The following is a 15,724-nucleotide window of genomic DNA, read 5'->3' on the forward strand; positions in this document are numbered from 1 at the left end:
CTCCGCCGGATCGCGTCCTTGGCGGGCGTGGTCTGCAGGGCCCGGCCTCGCGTGCGGAGCCCGGCGCGGTAGTACTGCCGCGCCGGGCTGTGGTCGTTGTCAGGGGCCTCCCCGGAACACGATCGCCCGGAGCAGTCCTACCTGGGGCGGATCATCACTGCCACCGGATGCCCGTTCCCCATGGTGATCTCGAACTCGACCCGCTGGCCTTCTTCCAGTTCCCTCGACCCGTTGGTCTGGATGTTGTCGGCCGAACTGCTGTATCCGCAGACCGTGCGGGTCCCCCGTGGTTCACGGCGCCGGTGGGCGCGCCTCCTCCTGGTGGAGGTGCGCCCACCGGCGGCCCGTCAGTCGGTGCGGGTCATGTGCATGTGCCAGTTGGTGAGCCACGTCTGTCCCTCGTCCACCGAGAAGGCCTGCTCCCAGTGGGCGGTGGTCTCGGTGATGTCCGACCAGATGAAGCGGACCTTCACCTTGACGCCGTCGTGCTCGTCCTCGCCGTGGAAGACGCCCGTGCCGTCCGGCAGGAAGCGGCCGGTCACGGGCGGGAAGAGGGTGCCGGTGCGCTTGCTCGCCCAGTACAGGGACCACGCGTCGGCGGCCGGGTCGTAGAGCCGCAGGGTCAGCCCGGCGAAGCCCTTCGTGGTGAACTCGATCTCGTCGAAGCTGGCCCGCCCGTCGAAGTGCGCGGAGGCGCGGGAGACGGCGGGGAACTCCTCCCAGCGGTCGTCGCCCTCGGTGGGGTCGTGGAAGTCCCTGCGCCAACGGTTGACGACGTCGTAGGTGCCGGTGAAGAAGGCGAAGCCGGTGCTGTTGTCCATGCGGAGGACCGTAGGAGGGGTCCACTGACATCAACTGGCAGTGGATTCGGACGGATCTCCGCGACGCGCCGAGGCCCGCCAGTTGGACCACAACTGGCGGGCCTCGGCCTCGGCCGGGCGGGCGGTGTTACGCGCGGTGGTAGGGCATCGGGCCGGGGGCCTCGATGCCGAGGGTGGTGGCGGCGTGGCGGGCCCAGAAGGGGTTGCGGAGCAGTTCGCGGCCGAGGAGTACGGCGTCGGCCCGGCCGTCGGTGAGGATCTGCTGGGCCTGCTCGGGGTCGGTGATCAGGCCGACGGCCGCCACCGGCAGGTCGGTCTCGGTGCGGACGGCCTCGGCGAAGGGCACCTGGAAGCCGGGGCCGGCCTCGATCCGGGCGTCGGGGACGATGCCGCCGGTGGAGACGTCGAGCAGGTCGACCCCGTGGGCGTGGAGCTCCTTGGCGAAGCGGACGGTGTCGGCGGAGGTCCAGCCCTCGCGCCCGTCCTCGGGGTTCTCGGTGAGCCAGTCGGTGGCCGAGATCCGGAAGAAGAGCGGCAACTCCTCGGGCCAGACGGCGCGGACGGCGTCGACGACCTCCAGGGCGAAGCGGGTCCGGCCCTCGAAGGAGCCGCCGTACGCGTCGGTGCGGCGGTTGCTCTGCGGGGAGAGGAACTCGTGGACGAGGTAGCCGTGCGCCCCGTGGATCTCGACGACCTGGAAGCCGGCGTCGAGCGCCCGCCGCGCGGCGTCGGCGAACTGGCGGACGATCACGCCGATCTGCTCCACCGTGAGCTCCTCCGGCGCGACCCGGTCCGCTTCGAACGGCACGGCGCTGGGGGCGACCGGCTGCCACCCGTACGCCTCGTCCGGCCCGACGGCGCGCCCGCGCTCGACCCAGGTCCGCTCGGTCGAGGCCTTCCGCCCGGCGTGTCCGAGCTGGATGGCGGCGACGGTGCCGTGCGCCTTCAGGAACGCGGTGATCCGCCGGAACCCCTCGACCTGGGCGTCGTTCCACAGGCCGAGGTCGTAGGGCGAGATGCGGCCCTCGGGGCTCACCGCGGTGGACTCGGTGATGATCAGCCCCGTCCCGCCGGCGGCCCGGGCCGCCTGGTGCGTGAAGTGCCAGTCCGTCGGCACCCCCATCGCGTCGCCCTCCGGCGCGGCGCTGTACTGGCACATCGGCGGCATCCACACCCGGTTGGGGACGGTCAGCGACCGCAGCGTGTACGGGGTGAACAGGGTGGTGGCGCTCATGTCGCACTCCAGGAGACGGCCCATGGTGATTGCAGCTGCAACCTCTGCTCAGACAATAGTTGCATGCGCGTCACAATCGCAAGAGCGAGCCCGTCCCGGCGCGACGGGGCCGCTCCGGTTTCGGGCGCGGGCTTGCCTCTGACGCGCGGGGCAGGGGTTAGCGTCCCGGTGCCGGACGGCGCGACGGGCGCCGTCCGACACCGTCAACGCCACCTCGGAGCACAGGAGTTCGCCCATGTCCTCGTTCCCCACCACCACCCGTGAGGTCCGCCTCGTCGCCGCGCCGGACGGGCTGCCCACGCCCGCCGACTTCGCCGTGGCCGACGTGCCGCTGGCCGCGCCGGGGCCGGACCAGGTGCTCGTCCGCAACCGGGCGTTCCTGGTCTTCCCCGGCCTGCGCAGCCTCATCGGCGGCGAGCTGGCCAGCGCCTCCCTGCCGACGGTCCGGCCGGGCGACCCGGTGTTCGGGCCCGCGCTCGGTGAGGTCCTGGCCGCGCCGGCCGGCGGGCCGCTGCGCCCCGGCGACCTGGTCACCCATCTGTTCGGCTGGCGGGAGCACGCGGTGGCTGAGGCCGGCGCGTTCACCCGGGTGGCGGGCGACTTCCCCGATCCGCTCGCCCTGCTGTCGCCCTCCCTCGCGGGCTACGGGGCGCTGACCCGGGCGACCCGGGTGGGGGAGGGGGACGTCGTTCTGGTCACCGGCGCGGCGGGGGCGGTCGGCACGGTGGTCGGGCGGGTGGCCCGGCTGCTCGGGGCCGCGCGGGTGATCGGCACCACCGGTTCGGCCGCGAAGGCGAAGCGGCTGACCGAGGAGTTCGGCTACGACGCCGTGCTGGTGCGCGGGGAGCGGCCGATCGCGGAGCAGCTCGCCGAGGCCGCCCCGGAGGGCATCGACGTGCTGCTGGACATGGTCGGCGGCGAGCAGCTGACGGCGGCCGTCGACGCCGCCCGCCAGGGCGCGCGGTTCGCGCTGATCGGCGCGCTCGCCGGACAGTTGGACCCGGCCCGGCGCGGTGCGAGCGCACCGGCCGTGGTGGACAGCTTCCGGCTGGTGGTCCGCGACGTCACCGTCCACGGCATCGCCGGGCAGCGCTACCAGGACCTGGAGCCGGAGTGGCTCGAACGGCTCGCCGGCTGGCTGCGGGCGGGCGAGCTGACCGTCCCCCGGACCGTCCTCGCGGGCATCGATCGGGCGCCCGGAGCGTTGTCCCGGCTGATCGACGGGGACGTCTTCGGCGCCCTGATCGTCGAACTGCGGGACTGACGCGCACACAGAGCGCGGCACCCCGCGCGCGGCACGCGGAGGGTGGAGGGGCCGATGACGGACAGGATGAGGATCGGGGACGCGGCGGCGGCCGCCGGCACCACACCCCGGGCGCTGCGCTTCTACGAACAGCGGGGCCTGCTCCCACCGCCCACCCGGACGGCCTCCGGCCAGCGCGAGTACGGGCCGGAGGCGGTCACCAGGGTGCGGGTGATCCGCGCCCTGCTGGCGCTCGGCCTCACCGTGGACGACCTCGCGAGCCGGTCGCACCGGCTGGACCTGCTCGCCGAGGATCCTCCGCGCAGCTGCGCGACCACCGGCGAGGTCGGGCCGGAAACCTTCGCCCCGGTGGTCGAACAGCGGCTCGCCGCCCTGGACGCGGAGATCGCCCGCCTCACCCGGTTGCGCGAGGGCCTGGCCCGGCACACCGCGACCGGGGCCTGACGGCGGACGCCTTCGCACCCGCCGGTGACGGCCTGCGCGACCACTTCATGTGCAGCTACCTCGCCGCCCTGGAGAGGAGCCTCGCCTGACGTACGGGGCTCCGGGCCCACCGGGCCCGGACTCCAGCGGACGCGAGGACGCGAGGGCGCGAGGGCGCGAGGCCGTCAGGGCGTCAGGACGATCTTGCCGCCGACCGTGCCGGACTCCGCGAGGCGCAGGGCCTCCGCCGCGCGGTCGAGCGGGAGTTCGGCGGCGACCCGGGCGGTGACCTCGCCGCGGCCGACGGCGCCGAAGACCTCGGAGAGGTCGCTCCGCAGCCGGGCGCGGAAGCGGTCCTTGCCCAGCCCCTTGCCGGCCCAGATGTTGTAGAAGTGGGCCCGGCGCCCGTTGGGCAGGGCGTTCCAGAGCCAGGTGCGGGCGACGATCTTCAGCACGGGCCACTGCTTGGAGCCGGTGTCGTCCCGGGTGGAGGCGCTGCCGTAGGCGATCAGCGTGCCGCCGGGGGCGAGGAGTCGCCAGGAGTCGATCACGCTGCGCCCGCCGACGTGGTCGAACACCGCGTGCACCCCGCTGGGCGCCAGCTCCCGGACCAGGGCCGGCACGTCGTCGGCGCGGTAGTCGACCGGTTCGACGCCGAGCTGCCGCAGGGCGTCGTGGTGCCGGGCGGAGGCGGTGCCGATCACCCGGACGCCCGCCGCGCGGGCGAGCTGGACGAGGACGGAGCCGACGCCGCCGCTCGCGCCGTGCACCAGGACGGTCTGGCCGGCGCGCACCCGCGCCCGGCGGTGCAGCATCTGCCAGGCGGTGATGCCGTTGAGCACCACGGTCTCCGCCTCCGCCGGGGTGAGGCCGTCCGGCACGGGCACGGCGTCGGCGGCGTCGAGCACCACGTGGCTGGCCCATCCGCCGACCTTGACCAGCGCGGCGACCCGCTGCCCGAGCAGCCCCGGGTCCACGCCCTCGCCGACGGACAGCACCCGGCCGACCAGGTCGTAGCCGGGCACGAAGGGGAACGGCGGCTGGTCGTAGTACCGGCCGCGGCGCATCTGCTGCTCGGCGAAGGAGACGCCGGTCGCCTCGACGGCGATCACGATCCGGCCGCGGCCGGCCGCCGGCACGGTCCCGTACCGCAGCTCCAGCCCCTCCGGGGCCACGACGCCCGGCAGTACGACCTGGAGCAGACGCTCGTCACCCATGATCGCGTCCTCGTTTCTTTGACTAGATGGACTCGCTTCCGTTAGAAGTTATAACTCCATCGCGCCGTGAGCGTCAAGAGCGATCGTGAGACTCTCTAACTCCGACCGGCGAGGCGCAGGTCAGAGCGGCCGTGATACCTTCGCGCCTGCCGTGCACCACGACGACCGGAGGAGGTGGGACCGATCAACGCTGTGACATGTCGGGCACCCCTCCCTCGCATGGCTTGAGGGCTGCCCGCACCAGGCATCCCGAAAGGCTCGACCCGTCATGCGCTTCACTTCTGAGACCTCGTCCGACGGCATCCGTGAGCAGCTCTTCGTCCTGGGCGACACGCCCGGCGCGCTGTGGACGCCGGACGCTCCCGCCACCGGCCCCCGCCCGCTGATCCTGCTGGGACACGGCGGCGGTGAGCACAAGAAGGCCCCCGCCGTCCTGGCCCTCGCCCGCCGCCTCGTGGCCGAGTGCGGATTCGCGGTGGTCGCGCCGGACGTCCCCGGCCACGGCGACCGGCCACTCGAGCCGGAGTACCACGCCCTCGCGACCGCCAACCAGGCGCGGATCGCGGCGGGCGCGGACCCGGCGCCGCTGCTCGCCGAGTTCCACGCCATGGTGGCCCGGCGCACCGTCCCCGAGTGGCGGGCCGTCCTGGACGCCGTCCAGCGGCTCGACCACGTCGGCGCCGGGCCGGTGGGCTACTGGGGAATCTCGCTGGGCTGTGGGCTCGGCGTGCCGTTCGTCGCCGCCGAACCCCGCGTCCGCGCGGCGGTCCTGGGCCTGGGCGGGGCGCTGGCCTCCGCCGAGGAGGCCGGTCGGATCACCGTCCCGGTGCAGTTCCTGGTGCAGTGGGACGACGAGCGCGTACCGCGCGGGGCGAGCCTCGCCCTCTTCGAGGCGTTCGCCTCGGCGGAGAAGACCCTGCACGCCAACCCCGGCCGGCACGCCGACGTCCCGGCCTTCGAGCTGGACAGCACCCTGCGGTTCTTCGCCCGCCACCTCGGCTGACCCGACCGCCTGACCCCGACTGCCCGGGACCGGCCGCGCCGTCTGCCGAGCCGCCGTCTGCCGACGGTCTGCCGACGATCTGTCAGAGAGCTGCCGGTGCGCCGACAGTGCTGCCGGCGTCCCACCGGTGCGCTGTCGGCGCGGCGACGGTGGGCGGCGGGAGTGTGGTGCGTGGCAACACACGAACCACAGGGGAGGCCCACCATGGCGAACACCACCCGACCGCGGCACTCGCGCTCCACCTCGGTCCTGATCTCCGGCGCGGGGATCGCCGGCACCGCCCTCGCGTACTGGCTCAACCGGTACGGCTTCCGCGTCACCGTCGTCGAGCGCGCGCCGTCGCTGCGCGGGGGCGGCCAGGCCGTGGACGTCCGCGGCAACGCCCTCGAAGTCGTCGACCGCATGGGCCTGTTGACGGAGGTGCGGGCGCGGCGGACCGGCCTGCGCGGGATGTCCGTGGTCGACGGGGACGGCCGGGAGCTCAGCCGCTCCACCGAGTGGACGGCCAGCGGCGGCCCCGTCGACGGCCCGGACGTGGAGATCCTGCGCGACGAACTCGCCGTCCTGCTCACCGAGGCGGCCGGATCCGGCGTCGAGTACCGCTTCGACGACGCGATCGACACCCTGGTGCAGTACGAGGACGGGGTGCAGGTCCGGTTCCGCGACGGCGAGGAGCGCTCCTTCGACCTCGTCGTGGGCGCGGACGGCCTGCACTCCGGCACCCGGCGCCTGGTCTTCGGCCCGGAACGGGACTACCTGCACGCCATCGGCACCTACGTGGCCGGCTGGAGCGTCCCCAACCACCTGGGGCTGGACCGCTGGCAGGTCATCCACCGCCCCGGGGACGCGGCGGACCGGATGTGCCTGGCGATGACCGTCCGGGACAACACCGAACTTCGGGTCTTCGTCGGCTTCACCTCCGACGAGCCCGTCGAGTCCATGCTGCCGCGCGACCTCGCCGCGCAGCGCCGCCTGGTCGCCGAACGCGCCGCAGGCCTGCGCTGGGAGGTGCCGGGCTTCCTGGCGGCCCTGGACGACACCGAGGTGTTCCACTACGACGTGGTCGCCCAGATCCGGATGGACCGCTGGTCGCACGACCGGGTCGTGCTGCTCGGCGACGCCGGCTACTGCTGCTCGCCGCTCACCGGGCAGGGCACCAGCGTGGCCCTGACGGCGTCGTACGTCCTGGCCGGCGAACTCCACCGGGCGGACGGCGACCACCGGGTCGCCTACCCGGCGTACGAGCGGCGGCTGCGCGACCACGTGGCCGCCAACCAGGCGCTCCTCGAACTGACCGCGAAGCGCCCGGACCCCGAGGACGCCGAGGGCGCGGACGGTCCGGAGGGCTTCGGCGGTATCGACGCCGCCTACGGTCCGGAGCTGGAGGAGGTCTACCGCGCCGCCACGGCCTTCGACCTGCCGGACTACTGACCGTCCGTCGGTCCTCCGTACTGAGGCGACGCCCGTGGCCCCGGTCCGCCGTTCGGCGGGCCGGGGCCACGGCGCCAGTCAGCCGGCGAGTTCTCCCAGGGCCGCGGTGGCGAAGGAGTGGTCCTGCTCGGGGGCGCCGCCGCCGATGCCGAGGGCGCCGATCAGCCGGCCGTCGCGGTGGACGGGGACTCCTCCGCCGATGAACAGCAGCGGCCGGTCGAGCGCGGTCGGCAGCGAGTGGAACGGCCCGTCGGGCTTGACCAGCTCGACCAGGTCGGCGGTCGGGGCGTCCAGCTGGAGTGCGGTGTAGGCCTTGCGGGTGCTGGTCTCGCCCGAGATGAGGACCGCCCGGTCGTCGCGGCGGAAGGCGAGCAGGTGGCCCCCGGCGTCGAGGACGGTGACGCTGACCGCGACCCCGGCCGCCTCGGCGGCGGCGCGGGCGGCGCCGACCAGGGTCTCGGCGTCGGCGGTGGTGAGCGGGGTGACGGTGCTGCGCGGGGTGACGGTGCTGCGCGGGCTGGCGGTGGTGCTGGTCATGGTGGCGATGCTTTCGGTAGGAGGGGGGATCGGTCAGTGGTGGGCGGGCACCGGCGCGGCGACCGTGACGCCGCCGACCGCCGGGGTGGCGGACGTGCGGCGCTCCAGGGCGGCCGACCACAGCGCGAGGACGAGGGCCGCGGCGGCGAGCGCGGCACCGACCCAGTTGGGCGCGGTGTAGCCGAGACCGGCGGAGATCACCATGCCGCCGAGCCAGGCGGCCAGCGCGTTGCCGAGGTTGAAGGCGCCGATGTTCACGGCCGAGGCCAGGGTGGGCGCGCCGTGCGCCTGGTCCAGCACCCGCTTCTGCAGCGGGGGGACGGTCGCGAAGCCGAGCGCCCCGACGAGGACGACGGTGACGGCGGCGAGCACCTTGTGGTGCGCGGTGAGGGTGAACACGGCGAGCACCACGGCGAGGCCGCCGAGGGTGATGTAGAGCAGCGGCATCAGCCGCCGGTCGGCGAACCGGCCGCCGAGCAGGTTGCCGAGGAACATGCCGATGCCGAACAGCACCAGCAGCCAGGTGACCGCGCCGTCCGAGTAGCCGGCGACGTGGGTCATCATCGGGGCGATGTAGGTGATCGCGGCGAACACGCCGCCGAAGCCGAGGACGGTCATCGCCATCGCGAGCAGCACCTGGGGGTTGCGGAACGCGGTCAGCTCCCGGCGCAGGTGGGCGCCCTCGGCGCGGGGCAGGGCGGGGACGAGCCTGGCGATGCCGAGCAGTCCGACGACGCCGAGCCCGGCGACGATGGCGAAGGTGGTGCGCCAGCCGACGGCCTGGCCGATGGAGGTGCCCAGCGGGACGCCGACGACGTTGGCGACGGTCAGCCCGGTGAACATGGTGGCGATGGCGCCGGCCTTGCGGTCGGGGGCGACCAGGTCGGCGGCGACGACGGCGCCGATGCCGAAGAACGCGCCGTGGGCGAGCGAGGCGACCACGCGGCCGGCCAGCATCACTCCGAGGCTCGGGGCGACGGCCGAGAGCAGGTTGCCGAGCACGAACAGGCCCATCAGCAGCATCAGCATCTGCTTGCGGCCGATCCGGGTGCCGAGCACGGTCAGCAGTGGCGCGCCGACGACCACGCCGAGGGCGTAGCCGGTGACCAGCAGGCCCGCGGTGGGGATGGAGACGCCGTAGTCGGCGGCGATCTCGGGCAGCAGGCCCATGATCACGAATTCGGTGGTGCCGATGCCGAAGGCGCCGACGGCCAGCGCGAGAAGTGCGAGAGGCATTGGGCTCGGCCCTTCCGTGGTTGCTTGAGTGAGCTCCTTGCGTGCCTTCACAATAGTTGCAGACGCGCGATACATGCAAGCGCGGACTGTCTCTGCCCTCCTGATGTCGGCGACAGCACCGGGTGTGCCGGCGGAGTCTGCTCGGCGGCCCATGCAGAAGACCGGCCCCAGCGCAGTGCTGGAACCGGTCGAGAGGGGGTGGCGGAACGGGGGCGGGCGGCTACCCGCGGCGCGCGGGGGCGTCCACCGCCTCGACGGCCTCCACCAGGGAGGCCAGCTCGGGGTTGCGCGCGGCCGCGTCGAGCGCCTCGCGCAGGGCGGCGTTGTTGGTCGGGCGCGCCTCCGCCAGCAGGGTCAGCCCCGCCTCGGTGACATTGGTGTAGATGCCGCGACGGTCGGTCGGGCACAGGTAGCGGGCCAGCAGGCCGCGGTCCTCCAGGCGGGTGACCAGTCGGGTCGTGGCGCTCTGGCTGAGCACCACCGCGTCGGCGACCTGCTTCATCTGCAGGTGGCCGCCCTCGCCGTCGTGCTGCCGGCTGAGCACGTCGAGCAGCGAGTACTCGCGCACGCTCAGGCCGTGCCCGGACTGCAGGGCGCGTTCGATGTGCGTCTCGATCCTGCCGTGCAGGACGGACAGGGCGCCCCAGCCGCTGGCCAGGGCGGTGAGCGCGGGATCCGTGGCGGTCATCGAGATCCGGCCTCCTTTCGAACGTGACTGCCTCCAGGGTAGGCGACCGGCGGACTATCGGCGCAAGCCGTTAATACGCATGCACAAACATCTCTCCTCGCGGAGCCCCTCGCGGAGCCCCTCGCGGAGCCCTTCGCGGAACCCCCTTGCGCAATGGTCAAGAATCATTGACCATTACTCGCATGCCCACCGATGATCTTCCCGAGACGTTCCACGTCACCACGGACGAGCAACTGCGCGCCGTCTCCAACCTCACGCGTCACCGGATCATGGCCGTGCTCCGCTTCGAGCCGGCGACGATCACGCAGATCGCCGAACGGGTCGGCCTGGCGAAGGGGAGTTCCAGCTACCACGTGCGGCTGCTGGAGCGCGCCGGCCTGGTGAAGGTGGTCCGGACGCGGAAGGTGCGCGGGGTCACCGAGCGGTACTACGCGATGGCCGCGCGGTCGATCGTGCTGCCGGATCCGGGCGAGGGCGGGCCTGATGTGCTGATGCGGCACGCGGTGGCGGACCTGGAGGCATCGCCGGCGGACGGCGAGCGGCACGTCCGGATGGCGCACCTGCGGCTCACCGACGAGCAGTTCGCGGAGCTGGGGGCGCGCTTGCAGGCCCTGGCGGACGAGTACCGGGAGCTGTCCGACCCGTCGCTGCCGGACGCCTCGCTCGTCTTCGCCCTGTTCCACCCGGCCCGCCGCGACCAGGCCGAAGGGGACGCCAAGTGACCGAGGACGTTCGAAAGCTGCCGACCGGCTTCGGACGGCTGTGGACCGCGCAGACGGTCTCCTCGCTCGGTGACGGGGTGTCGCACGCCGCGCTGCCGCTGATCGCGCTGACGCTGACGCGGGATCCGATGGCGCTCGCCGTCGTCGCCGCCGCCGGAACGCTGCCGTGGCTGCTCTTCGGGGTGCTCGGCGGCGCGCTGGTGGACCGCTGGGACCGCCGGCGCACGATGTGGGTCGCGGACGCGGCACGCGCGGTGCTGCTCGCGATACCCGCGGCGGCGGCCGCGCTCGACCTGCTGAGCGTTCCGCTGCTCGCGGCCGTCGGCTTCCTGCTCGGCCTCGGCGGACTCTTCTTCGACACGGCCGCCACGGCCTACCTGCCGGAGCTGCTCCGCCGCGACCCCGCACTCCTGGAGCGCGCCAACTCCCGCCTGCGCGGCGCCCAGACCGCCATGTCCGGCTTCGCGGGGCCGCCCGCGGGCAGTGCGCTGCTCGCGCTCGGGCGGGCGGTTCCGCTGCTCGCCGACGCGGTGTCGTTCCTGCTCTCCGCCGTGCTCGTACGGTCGCTGCCCGCTATGCCCCGGCCGGTGCCGGAGGCCCGCGAGTCGCTGCTCCGGCAGGCGCGGGCCGGGGCCTCGTACGTCTTCCGGGACCGCCTGCTGCTCGGGCTGGCGCTCCGCCCGGCGGTCGGCAACGTCGCCTTCCTCGCCGTGGAGACCGTCCTCGCGCTCTTCGCGCACGACCGCCTCGGCGTCGACACCTACGGCTTCGGCCTGCTCCTCGCGGCAGAGGCCACCGGCGGCCTGCTCGGTTCGGGCATCGCCTCCCACCTCGGCCGACGACTCGGCACCGGCACCGCGCTGACCTGCACGGCCGCCGTCGAGGGCCTCGCCATCCTGGGCCTGGCCGCCGCCCCGAACCCGTACGCCGCCGGGCTGGCGCTCGCCGTCTGCGGCGCGGGCATGGGCGCCACGATGGTGCTCGGCCCCTCCCTCCGGCAGGCGATCGTCCCGGCCCACCTGATGGGCCGGGTCGCCTCCACCTCCCGCATGCTCGCCATGTGCGCCGCCCCCGCCGGGGCCTTCCTCGGCGGCTGGTTGGCCACCGCCTACGACATCCGCACACCGCTCTACGCCGCCGCCGGCCTCCTCCTGGCGATGACGGCCGTCACGGCATCGATGACCAGCAACCGCCGAGTCGAAGCGGCACTGCGCGCCGCCGCCCTGGCAGCCGAGGAGCCCGTCCGGGAGCACCCCGTCCTGGAGCGCGAACCCGACCTGGTGTGACGCCTGCCGCGTCGGACGGTCGCGCTCGGCCAGGCCGGCTCCGCCCGGACCCGCCCGGGACGGCCGGCGAAGGCCGTTCCGGGCAGGTCCGCCGCAGGTCAGGCCCGGTAGACGCCGACGTCGTACAGCGAGTAGCCCCAGGAGGTGGCGCGCTGCTCGCCGTGGACGCGGACGTGGCGTGCCGGGACGCCGGGGAACTGGGCGGTGTCCAGGCCGCCGTCGCCGGTGGTGGTGGACCAGACGGTGTGCCAGGTGGTGCCGTCGGTGGAGACCTCGATCCGGTAGGCCCTGGCGTAGGCGCGTTCCCAGTCCAGGGTGACCCGGGAGACCAGGGTGGTGGCGGGCAGGTCGACCCGCAGCCACTGGTCGTCGCTCCAGTCGCTGGCCCAGCGGCTGGCGGAGCTGCCGTCGATCGCCCGGTCGGGGGCGTAGCTGACGAACGGGTTCCACTCGGCGGAGCTCGCGGCGGCGGTGGAGCCGCCGGTGAGGTTCACCGCGGCCCGGTGCCGCTCCGAGGCGCCCCAGGTGGTGAGGTAGGACTCCGCGCCCCGGAACAGGTCGTCCACCACGTCCTGCCCGCCGACCTGCCGGATGTCCTCCAGCCAGTCCGGCACCAGGCCGTAGTGCGCGGCGCCGTCGGTGTTGATGTCCCAGGTGCGGCTGCCGGTGGTGGGGCGGTCGACCAGGGAGCCGCCGTCGGCGGTGCGGAACGGGTAGCGCACCGGGTTGGCGGTGTCGGCGCCGCGCGGGCCGGGCCAGCCGCCCACCCCGTTCATGTCGGTGCCGTAGCCGTAGCCGACGCCGTACTTGTCGCGCAGCGCGTCGGTGCGCTTCGCCTCGTCGCTGAACGCCTGCGCGCCGTTCATGTACTGGGCGACGAAGCCGCCGAGCTTGTAGACCCGCTCCGTCCAGCCGAGGTCCATCCAGCTGTGCGAGGAGACGGCGCCCGGGTAGGACTGCGACTCCATGACGTCCAGGGCGCGCCCGGCCGCCTTGACGCTCATGTGGTCGAGCTCCAGCATCATGCCGCGCCGCATCATGCCGCGCAGCGCGTACTCGCCGAGTTCGGTGAGCCCGCGGGTGTTGCACTGGGCGTCCCCGGCGTACGAGGGGACCGTCACCCCCTGGGGCAACCGTTCCTGCACGGAGGCCGGGGTGGGGGTGAGGCCGATCGGATTGTCGTGCTGCGGGCCGGCGCACTTCTCGGTCTGCCAGAAGGTGCCGGTCGACAGGAACTGGCCGGCGTTGATGGCCACGCCGAGCGCGCCCTCGTCGAACCGGACGCCGCACAGCGCGTTGTCGAACTTGTGGCAGAGGAACATGCTGCGCACGCCGAGCCCGTACAGCTCGTCGAGGCCGCGGTCGATGTCCGCGCGGCCGCACTGGGCGATGTCCAGGACCTGCTTGCAGCCGAAGGGTTCGGAGGTCTCCACGCCGAGCACCACGGCCAGCTTGCCCTGGCGGACCACCTCGCGGGCCTGCGCGCTGTCGGTGACGATCCGGAACCAGCCCTTGCCGGGCCCGCCGTACATCGTGTCGATGTACGCCTGGAGGTCGTAGGACTTCTGCGCCTCCAGCCGGATGGCGGTCATCTCGTCACAGCTGCGGTCCTTGAAGAAGTAGACCGAGCAGATCACGCCGTTGGTCACCAGGTCGTTGACGAGCACCCGCTCGCCGCCGCGCCAGGCGCGCTCGATCCAGGCGTAGTAGTTCTGCTGGTGGGTCAGCGAGTCGTGGGCGGGCCAGTCGGCGAAGGTGGGCCAGCCGACCGGGTCGTGCTTGCCGTCGCCGCCCTTGGTGATGAGGTCGAAGATGGCGAGCGACCCGTCGGGGTAGTGCTCCGGACAGTCCTTGAGGGCGTCCTCGATGCCGGCCTCGGAGAAGGCCTTGCCGCAGATGAGGCGGCCGCCGAAGCCCTCGTTGGCCATGATGTGGTCGTGCGCGTCGACGAAGCCGCGGACCCGGCCCTGGGCGTCGGTGCCGGTGAAGGGCGCGCCGGTGACGCCGATCCGCGCGTCGGGCGCGGGGCGGGCGACCGGGTCCCACCAGTTCGCCCCGGCGGCCCCGTGGGCCGGTGCGGCGAGCGCGGCGCCGACCAGGGCGAGCAGCGCGGCGACCAGGGTGGCGATCCGGCGGCGGGCGGGGCGGCGGGCGGGGCGGCGGACGAGGTGAACGCCGGCGGCGGGGGAGCGCTGTGCGTGGGGGAGACGTGCGTGGGGGAGTCGGCTCATGGGCACCCCAGTTCGGACGGGCGAGCGAGCGGACGACGCGGCCGACGCCCGCCCGCGGCGCGGAGTCCCGCCCGGGCCGGATGTCATGTCCCGCGTCTCGGTGTGACGAGAATCCCCACTGTTGGAAATATCGTCAATAGGCGTGGCACAACCCGCCCTTGAGTCCTCGCTCCGAGAACAGGCTCAGCGACTGGGCTCAGCGACCGGGCTCAGCGTTCGGGTGCGGTCTCCGTGGCCGGACGGTCCGGCGGCGCGGCGGCCGGACGGTCGTGCGGCAGGAACAGGGCCGCGCCGAGGCCGACGACGCCGAAGGCGGCGAGGGCGGTCATGGCGGCGGCGTACCCGTTGCGGGTGAGTTCGGAGACCAGGATGGTGCCGGCGACGGCGGTGCCCAGCGAGGAGCCGAGGTTGGAGACGCTGCGGGAGAGCCCGGAGATCTCGCCCTGCCGGCTGTCGGGGAAGGCCGACTGCACGACGTTGACCGAGGGGGTGAGCATGAGGCCCAGGCCCAGGCCGATCAGCAGCAGCCCGGGGGTGAAGGCCCAGACGTCGTCGACGGCGCGCACCAGCAGGAGCAGTACGACGATGCCGGCGGTGGTCGTCGCGAAGCCGGTGACGATCAGGGTGCGCTGGGAGCGCCGCTTCGCCAGCCGCTCGGCGGCGAGCGAGGTGGCGAGCAGCCCGAGCGTGGCGGCGGTGAAGACCCCGCCGGTGGCGATCGCGCTGTAGCCGCGGACCACCTGGAGGTACGCGCCGACGGTGAACGAGACGCCCATCAGGACGAGCCACTGGGCGTTCTGGGTGACCAGGCCCAGGTTGGCCGTCCGGTCGCGGAACAGGCTGGTGGCCAACAGCGGTTCGCGGCCCGCGCGTTCGAGCCGGCGGATCCACCCGAAGAAGCCGGCCAGCACGGCGGCGCCGGCCGCCAGCAGGCCGAGCATCAGCCAGACGTTGTTGTCCGCGGCGAGGATGCCGGTGACCAGCAGGATCAGGCCGGCCGCGGACAGCACCGCGCCGACGGTGTCGAAGGACCGCCCGGGATCGGCCGGGAGCGGGTCCTCCAGGGAGCGGGTCAGGAAGAGGATCACCGCCACCACCACGACCTGGAAGCCGAAGTTGGCGCGCCAGTCGATCGCGGTGGTCAGCAGGCCGCCGATGAGCGGGCCCGCGGCGGCGCCGATGCCGCCGAGCGCCATGATGGCGCCGAACGCGCGGGCCCGGGCGGCGGTTCCGGTGAACAGCAGCGTGGTCAGGATGTAGACAGGGGGGATCAGCAGGGCCGTACCGACGCCCTCCAGGACGGAGTTGCCGAGGATGAGCACGCCGAGCCCGGGGGCCGCCGCGCTGAGCAGGGCGCCGACCCCGTAGACGGCGAGGCCCAGCATCAGGCAGCGCTTGCGGCCCCAGCGGTCGGTGAGCTTGCCCCCGGGGATCATCAGCGCGGCCATCACCAGCAGGAAGACGGTGATGGCGACCTGGACGCCCTGGACGCTGGTGTCGAGGTCCTCGCTGATGTCGTTGATCATCACGTTCATGCTGGAGCCGGCGAAGCTGCAGATGAACTGGGCCAGGGCGAGCGGCACGAGCACGCGCCGTCCGCTCGCGCCCGGGCGGGGTGACGCCATGGCCGG

General features: G+C 73.7%; 14 protein-coding genes and 1 pseudogene. 6 read left to right on the top strand and 9 right to left on the bottom strand.

Features of this window, described 5'->3' with window-relative positions; translation table 11 throughout:
- Positions 1 to 137: 137 nt before the first annotated feature.
- The 3 genes and pseudogenes from ACFP3U_RS13110 to ACFP3U_RS13120 all read right to left on the bottom strand — a co-directional run.
- A pseudogene (locus ACFP3U_RS13110) lies at positions 138 to 242 on the bottom strand (cold shock domain-containing protein); the annotation flags it as partial.
- Positions 243 to 347: 105 nt separating this feature from the next.
- A complete protein-coding gene (locus ACFP3U_RS13115) occupies positions 348 to 821 on the bottom strand; it encodes a hypothetical protein (protein ID WP_380225624.1) in 474 nt (157 codons plus the stop codon).
- Positions 822 to 948: 127 nt separating this feature from the next.
- Positions 949 to 2,055: an NADH:flavin oxidoreductase/NADH oxidase gene (locus ACFP3U_RS13120; RefSeq protein WP_380225625.1), complete on the bottom strand. Its 1,107-nt coding sequence runs from the start codon at positions 2,053 to 2,055 to the stop codon at positions 949 to 951.
- 235 nt (positions 2,056 to 2,290) lie between these two features.
- On the opposite strand from ACFP3U_RS13120, the gene ACFP3U_RS13125 reads away from it, so the two are divergent.
- Positions 2,291 to 3,319 carry an MDR family NADP-dependent oxidoreductase gene (locus ACFP3U_RS13125; RefSeq protein ID WP_380225626.1) on the top strand — a complete coding sequence of 343 codons (1,029 nt, stop codon included), beginning with the start codon at positions 2,291 to 2,293 and terminating at the stop codon, positions 3,317 to 3,319.
- Between the two features lie 66 nt (positions 3,320 to 3,385).
- A complete protein-coding gene (locus ACFP3U_RS13130) occupies positions 3,386 to 3,763 on the top strand; it encodes a MerR family transcriptional regulator (protein ID WP_380225682.1) in 378 nt (125 codons plus the stop codon).
- A gap of 164 nt (positions 3,764 to 3,927) precedes the next feature.
- On the opposite strand, the gene ACFP3U_RS13135 is transcribed toward ACFP3U_RS13130, so the two are convergent.
- Positions 3,928 to 4,959, bottom strand: a complete 1,032-nt coding sequence (locus ACFP3U_RS13135) for a medium chain dehydrogenase/reductase family protein (protein WP_380225627.1) — start codon at positions 4,957 to 4,959, stop codon at positions 3,928 to 3,930.
- A 268-nt stretch (positions 4,960 to 5,227) separates the two neighbouring features.
- On the opposite strand from ACFP3U_RS13135, the gene ACFP3U_RS13140 reads away from it, so the two are divergent.
- Positions 5,228 to 5,962, top strand: a complete 735-nt coding sequence (locus ACFP3U_RS13140) for a dienelactone hydrolase family protein (protein WP_380225628.1) — start codon at positions 5,228 to 5,230, stop codon at positions 5,960 to 5,962.
- 204 nt (positions 5,963 to 6,166) lie between these two features.
- Positions 6,167 to 7,393 (top strand): FAD-dependent monooxygenase, encoded by a 1,227-nt coding sequence (locus ACFP3U_RS13145; protein ID WP_380225630.1) that lies wholly within the window; start codon positions 6,167 to 6,169, stop codon positions 7,391 to 7,393.
- Positions 7,394 to 7,471: 78 nt separating this feature from the next.
- On the opposite strand, the gene ACFP3U_RS13150 is transcribed toward ACFP3U_RS13145, so the two are convergent.
- The 3 genes from ACFP3U_RS13150 to ACFP3U_RS13160 form a co-directional block, all read right to left on the bottom strand.
- Positions 7,472 to 7,930, bottom strand: coding sequence for a GlcG/HbpS family heme-binding protein (locus ACFP3U_RS13150; RefSeq protein ID WP_380225631.1), 459 nt, complete (start codon positions 7,928 to 7,930; stop codon positions 7,472 to 7,474).
- A 33-nt stretch (positions 7,931 to 7,963) separates the two neighbouring features.
- The gene (locus ACFP3U_RS13155) at positions 7,964 to 9,166 is read right to left on the bottom strand and encodes an MFS transporter (protein WP_380225632.1); all 1,203 of its coding nucleotides are present in this window, start codon (positions 9,164 to 9,166) and stop codon (positions 7,964 to 7,966) included.
- A 220-nt stretch (positions 9,167 to 9,386) separates the two neighbouring features.
- Positions 9,387 to 9,854 (bottom strand): MarR family winged helix-turn-helix transcriptional regulator, encoded by a 468-nt coding sequence (locus ACFP3U_RS13160; RefSeq protein ID WP_380225633.1) that lies wholly within the window; start codon positions 9,852 to 9,854, stop codon positions 9,387 to 9,389.
- Positions 9,855 to 10,036: 182 nt separating this feature from the next.
- Between ACFP3U_RS13160 and ACFP3U_RS13165 the strand changes: the two genes are divergently transcribed.
- Positions 10,037 to 10,576 (top strand): ArsR/SmtB family transcription factor, encoded by a 540-nt coding sequence (locus tag ACFP3U_RS13165; RefSeq protein WP_380225634.1) that lies wholly within the window; start codon positions 10,037 to 10,039, stop codon positions 10,574 to 10,576.
- Positions 10,573 to 11,862: an MFS transporter gene (locus tag ACFP3U_RS13170; RefSeq protein WP_380225635.1), complete on the top strand. Its 1,290-nt coding sequence runs from the start codon at positions 10,573 to 10,575 to the stop codon at positions 11,860 to 11,862. Before ACFP3U_RS13165 ends, ACFP3U_RS13170 begins: the two co-directional genes overlap by 4 nt.
- Before the next feature lie 98 nt (positions 11,863 to 11,960).
- Here the strand turns inward: ACFP3U_RS13170 and ACFP3U_RS13175 are convergent, their stop codons facing one another.
- Both ACFP3U_RS13175 and ACFP3U_RS13180 read right to left on the bottom strand, forming a co-directional pair.
- On the bottom strand, positions 11,961 to 14,093 hold the full coding sequence (locus ACFP3U_RS13175; protein WP_380225636.1) for a galactose-binding domain-containing protein: 2,133 nt from the start codon (positions 14,091 to 14,093) through the stop codon (positions 11,961 to 11,963).
- A gap of 209 nt (positions 14,094 to 14,302) precedes the next feature.
- Positions 14,303 to 15,718 (bottom strand): MFS transporter, encoded by a 1,416-nt coding sequence (locus tag ACFP3U_RS13180; RefSeq protein ID WP_380225637.1) that lies wholly within the window; start codon positions 15,716 to 15,718, stop codon positions 14,303 to 14,305.
- Between the last annotated feature and the right edge of the window lie 6 nt (positions 15,719 to 15,724).

The sequence above is a fragment of the Kitasatospora misakiensis genome (assembly GCF_042656005.1).
Taxonomy (GTDB): Bacteria; Actinomycetota; Actinomycetes; order Streptomycetales; family Streptomycetaceae; genus Kitasatospora; species Kitasatospora misakiensis.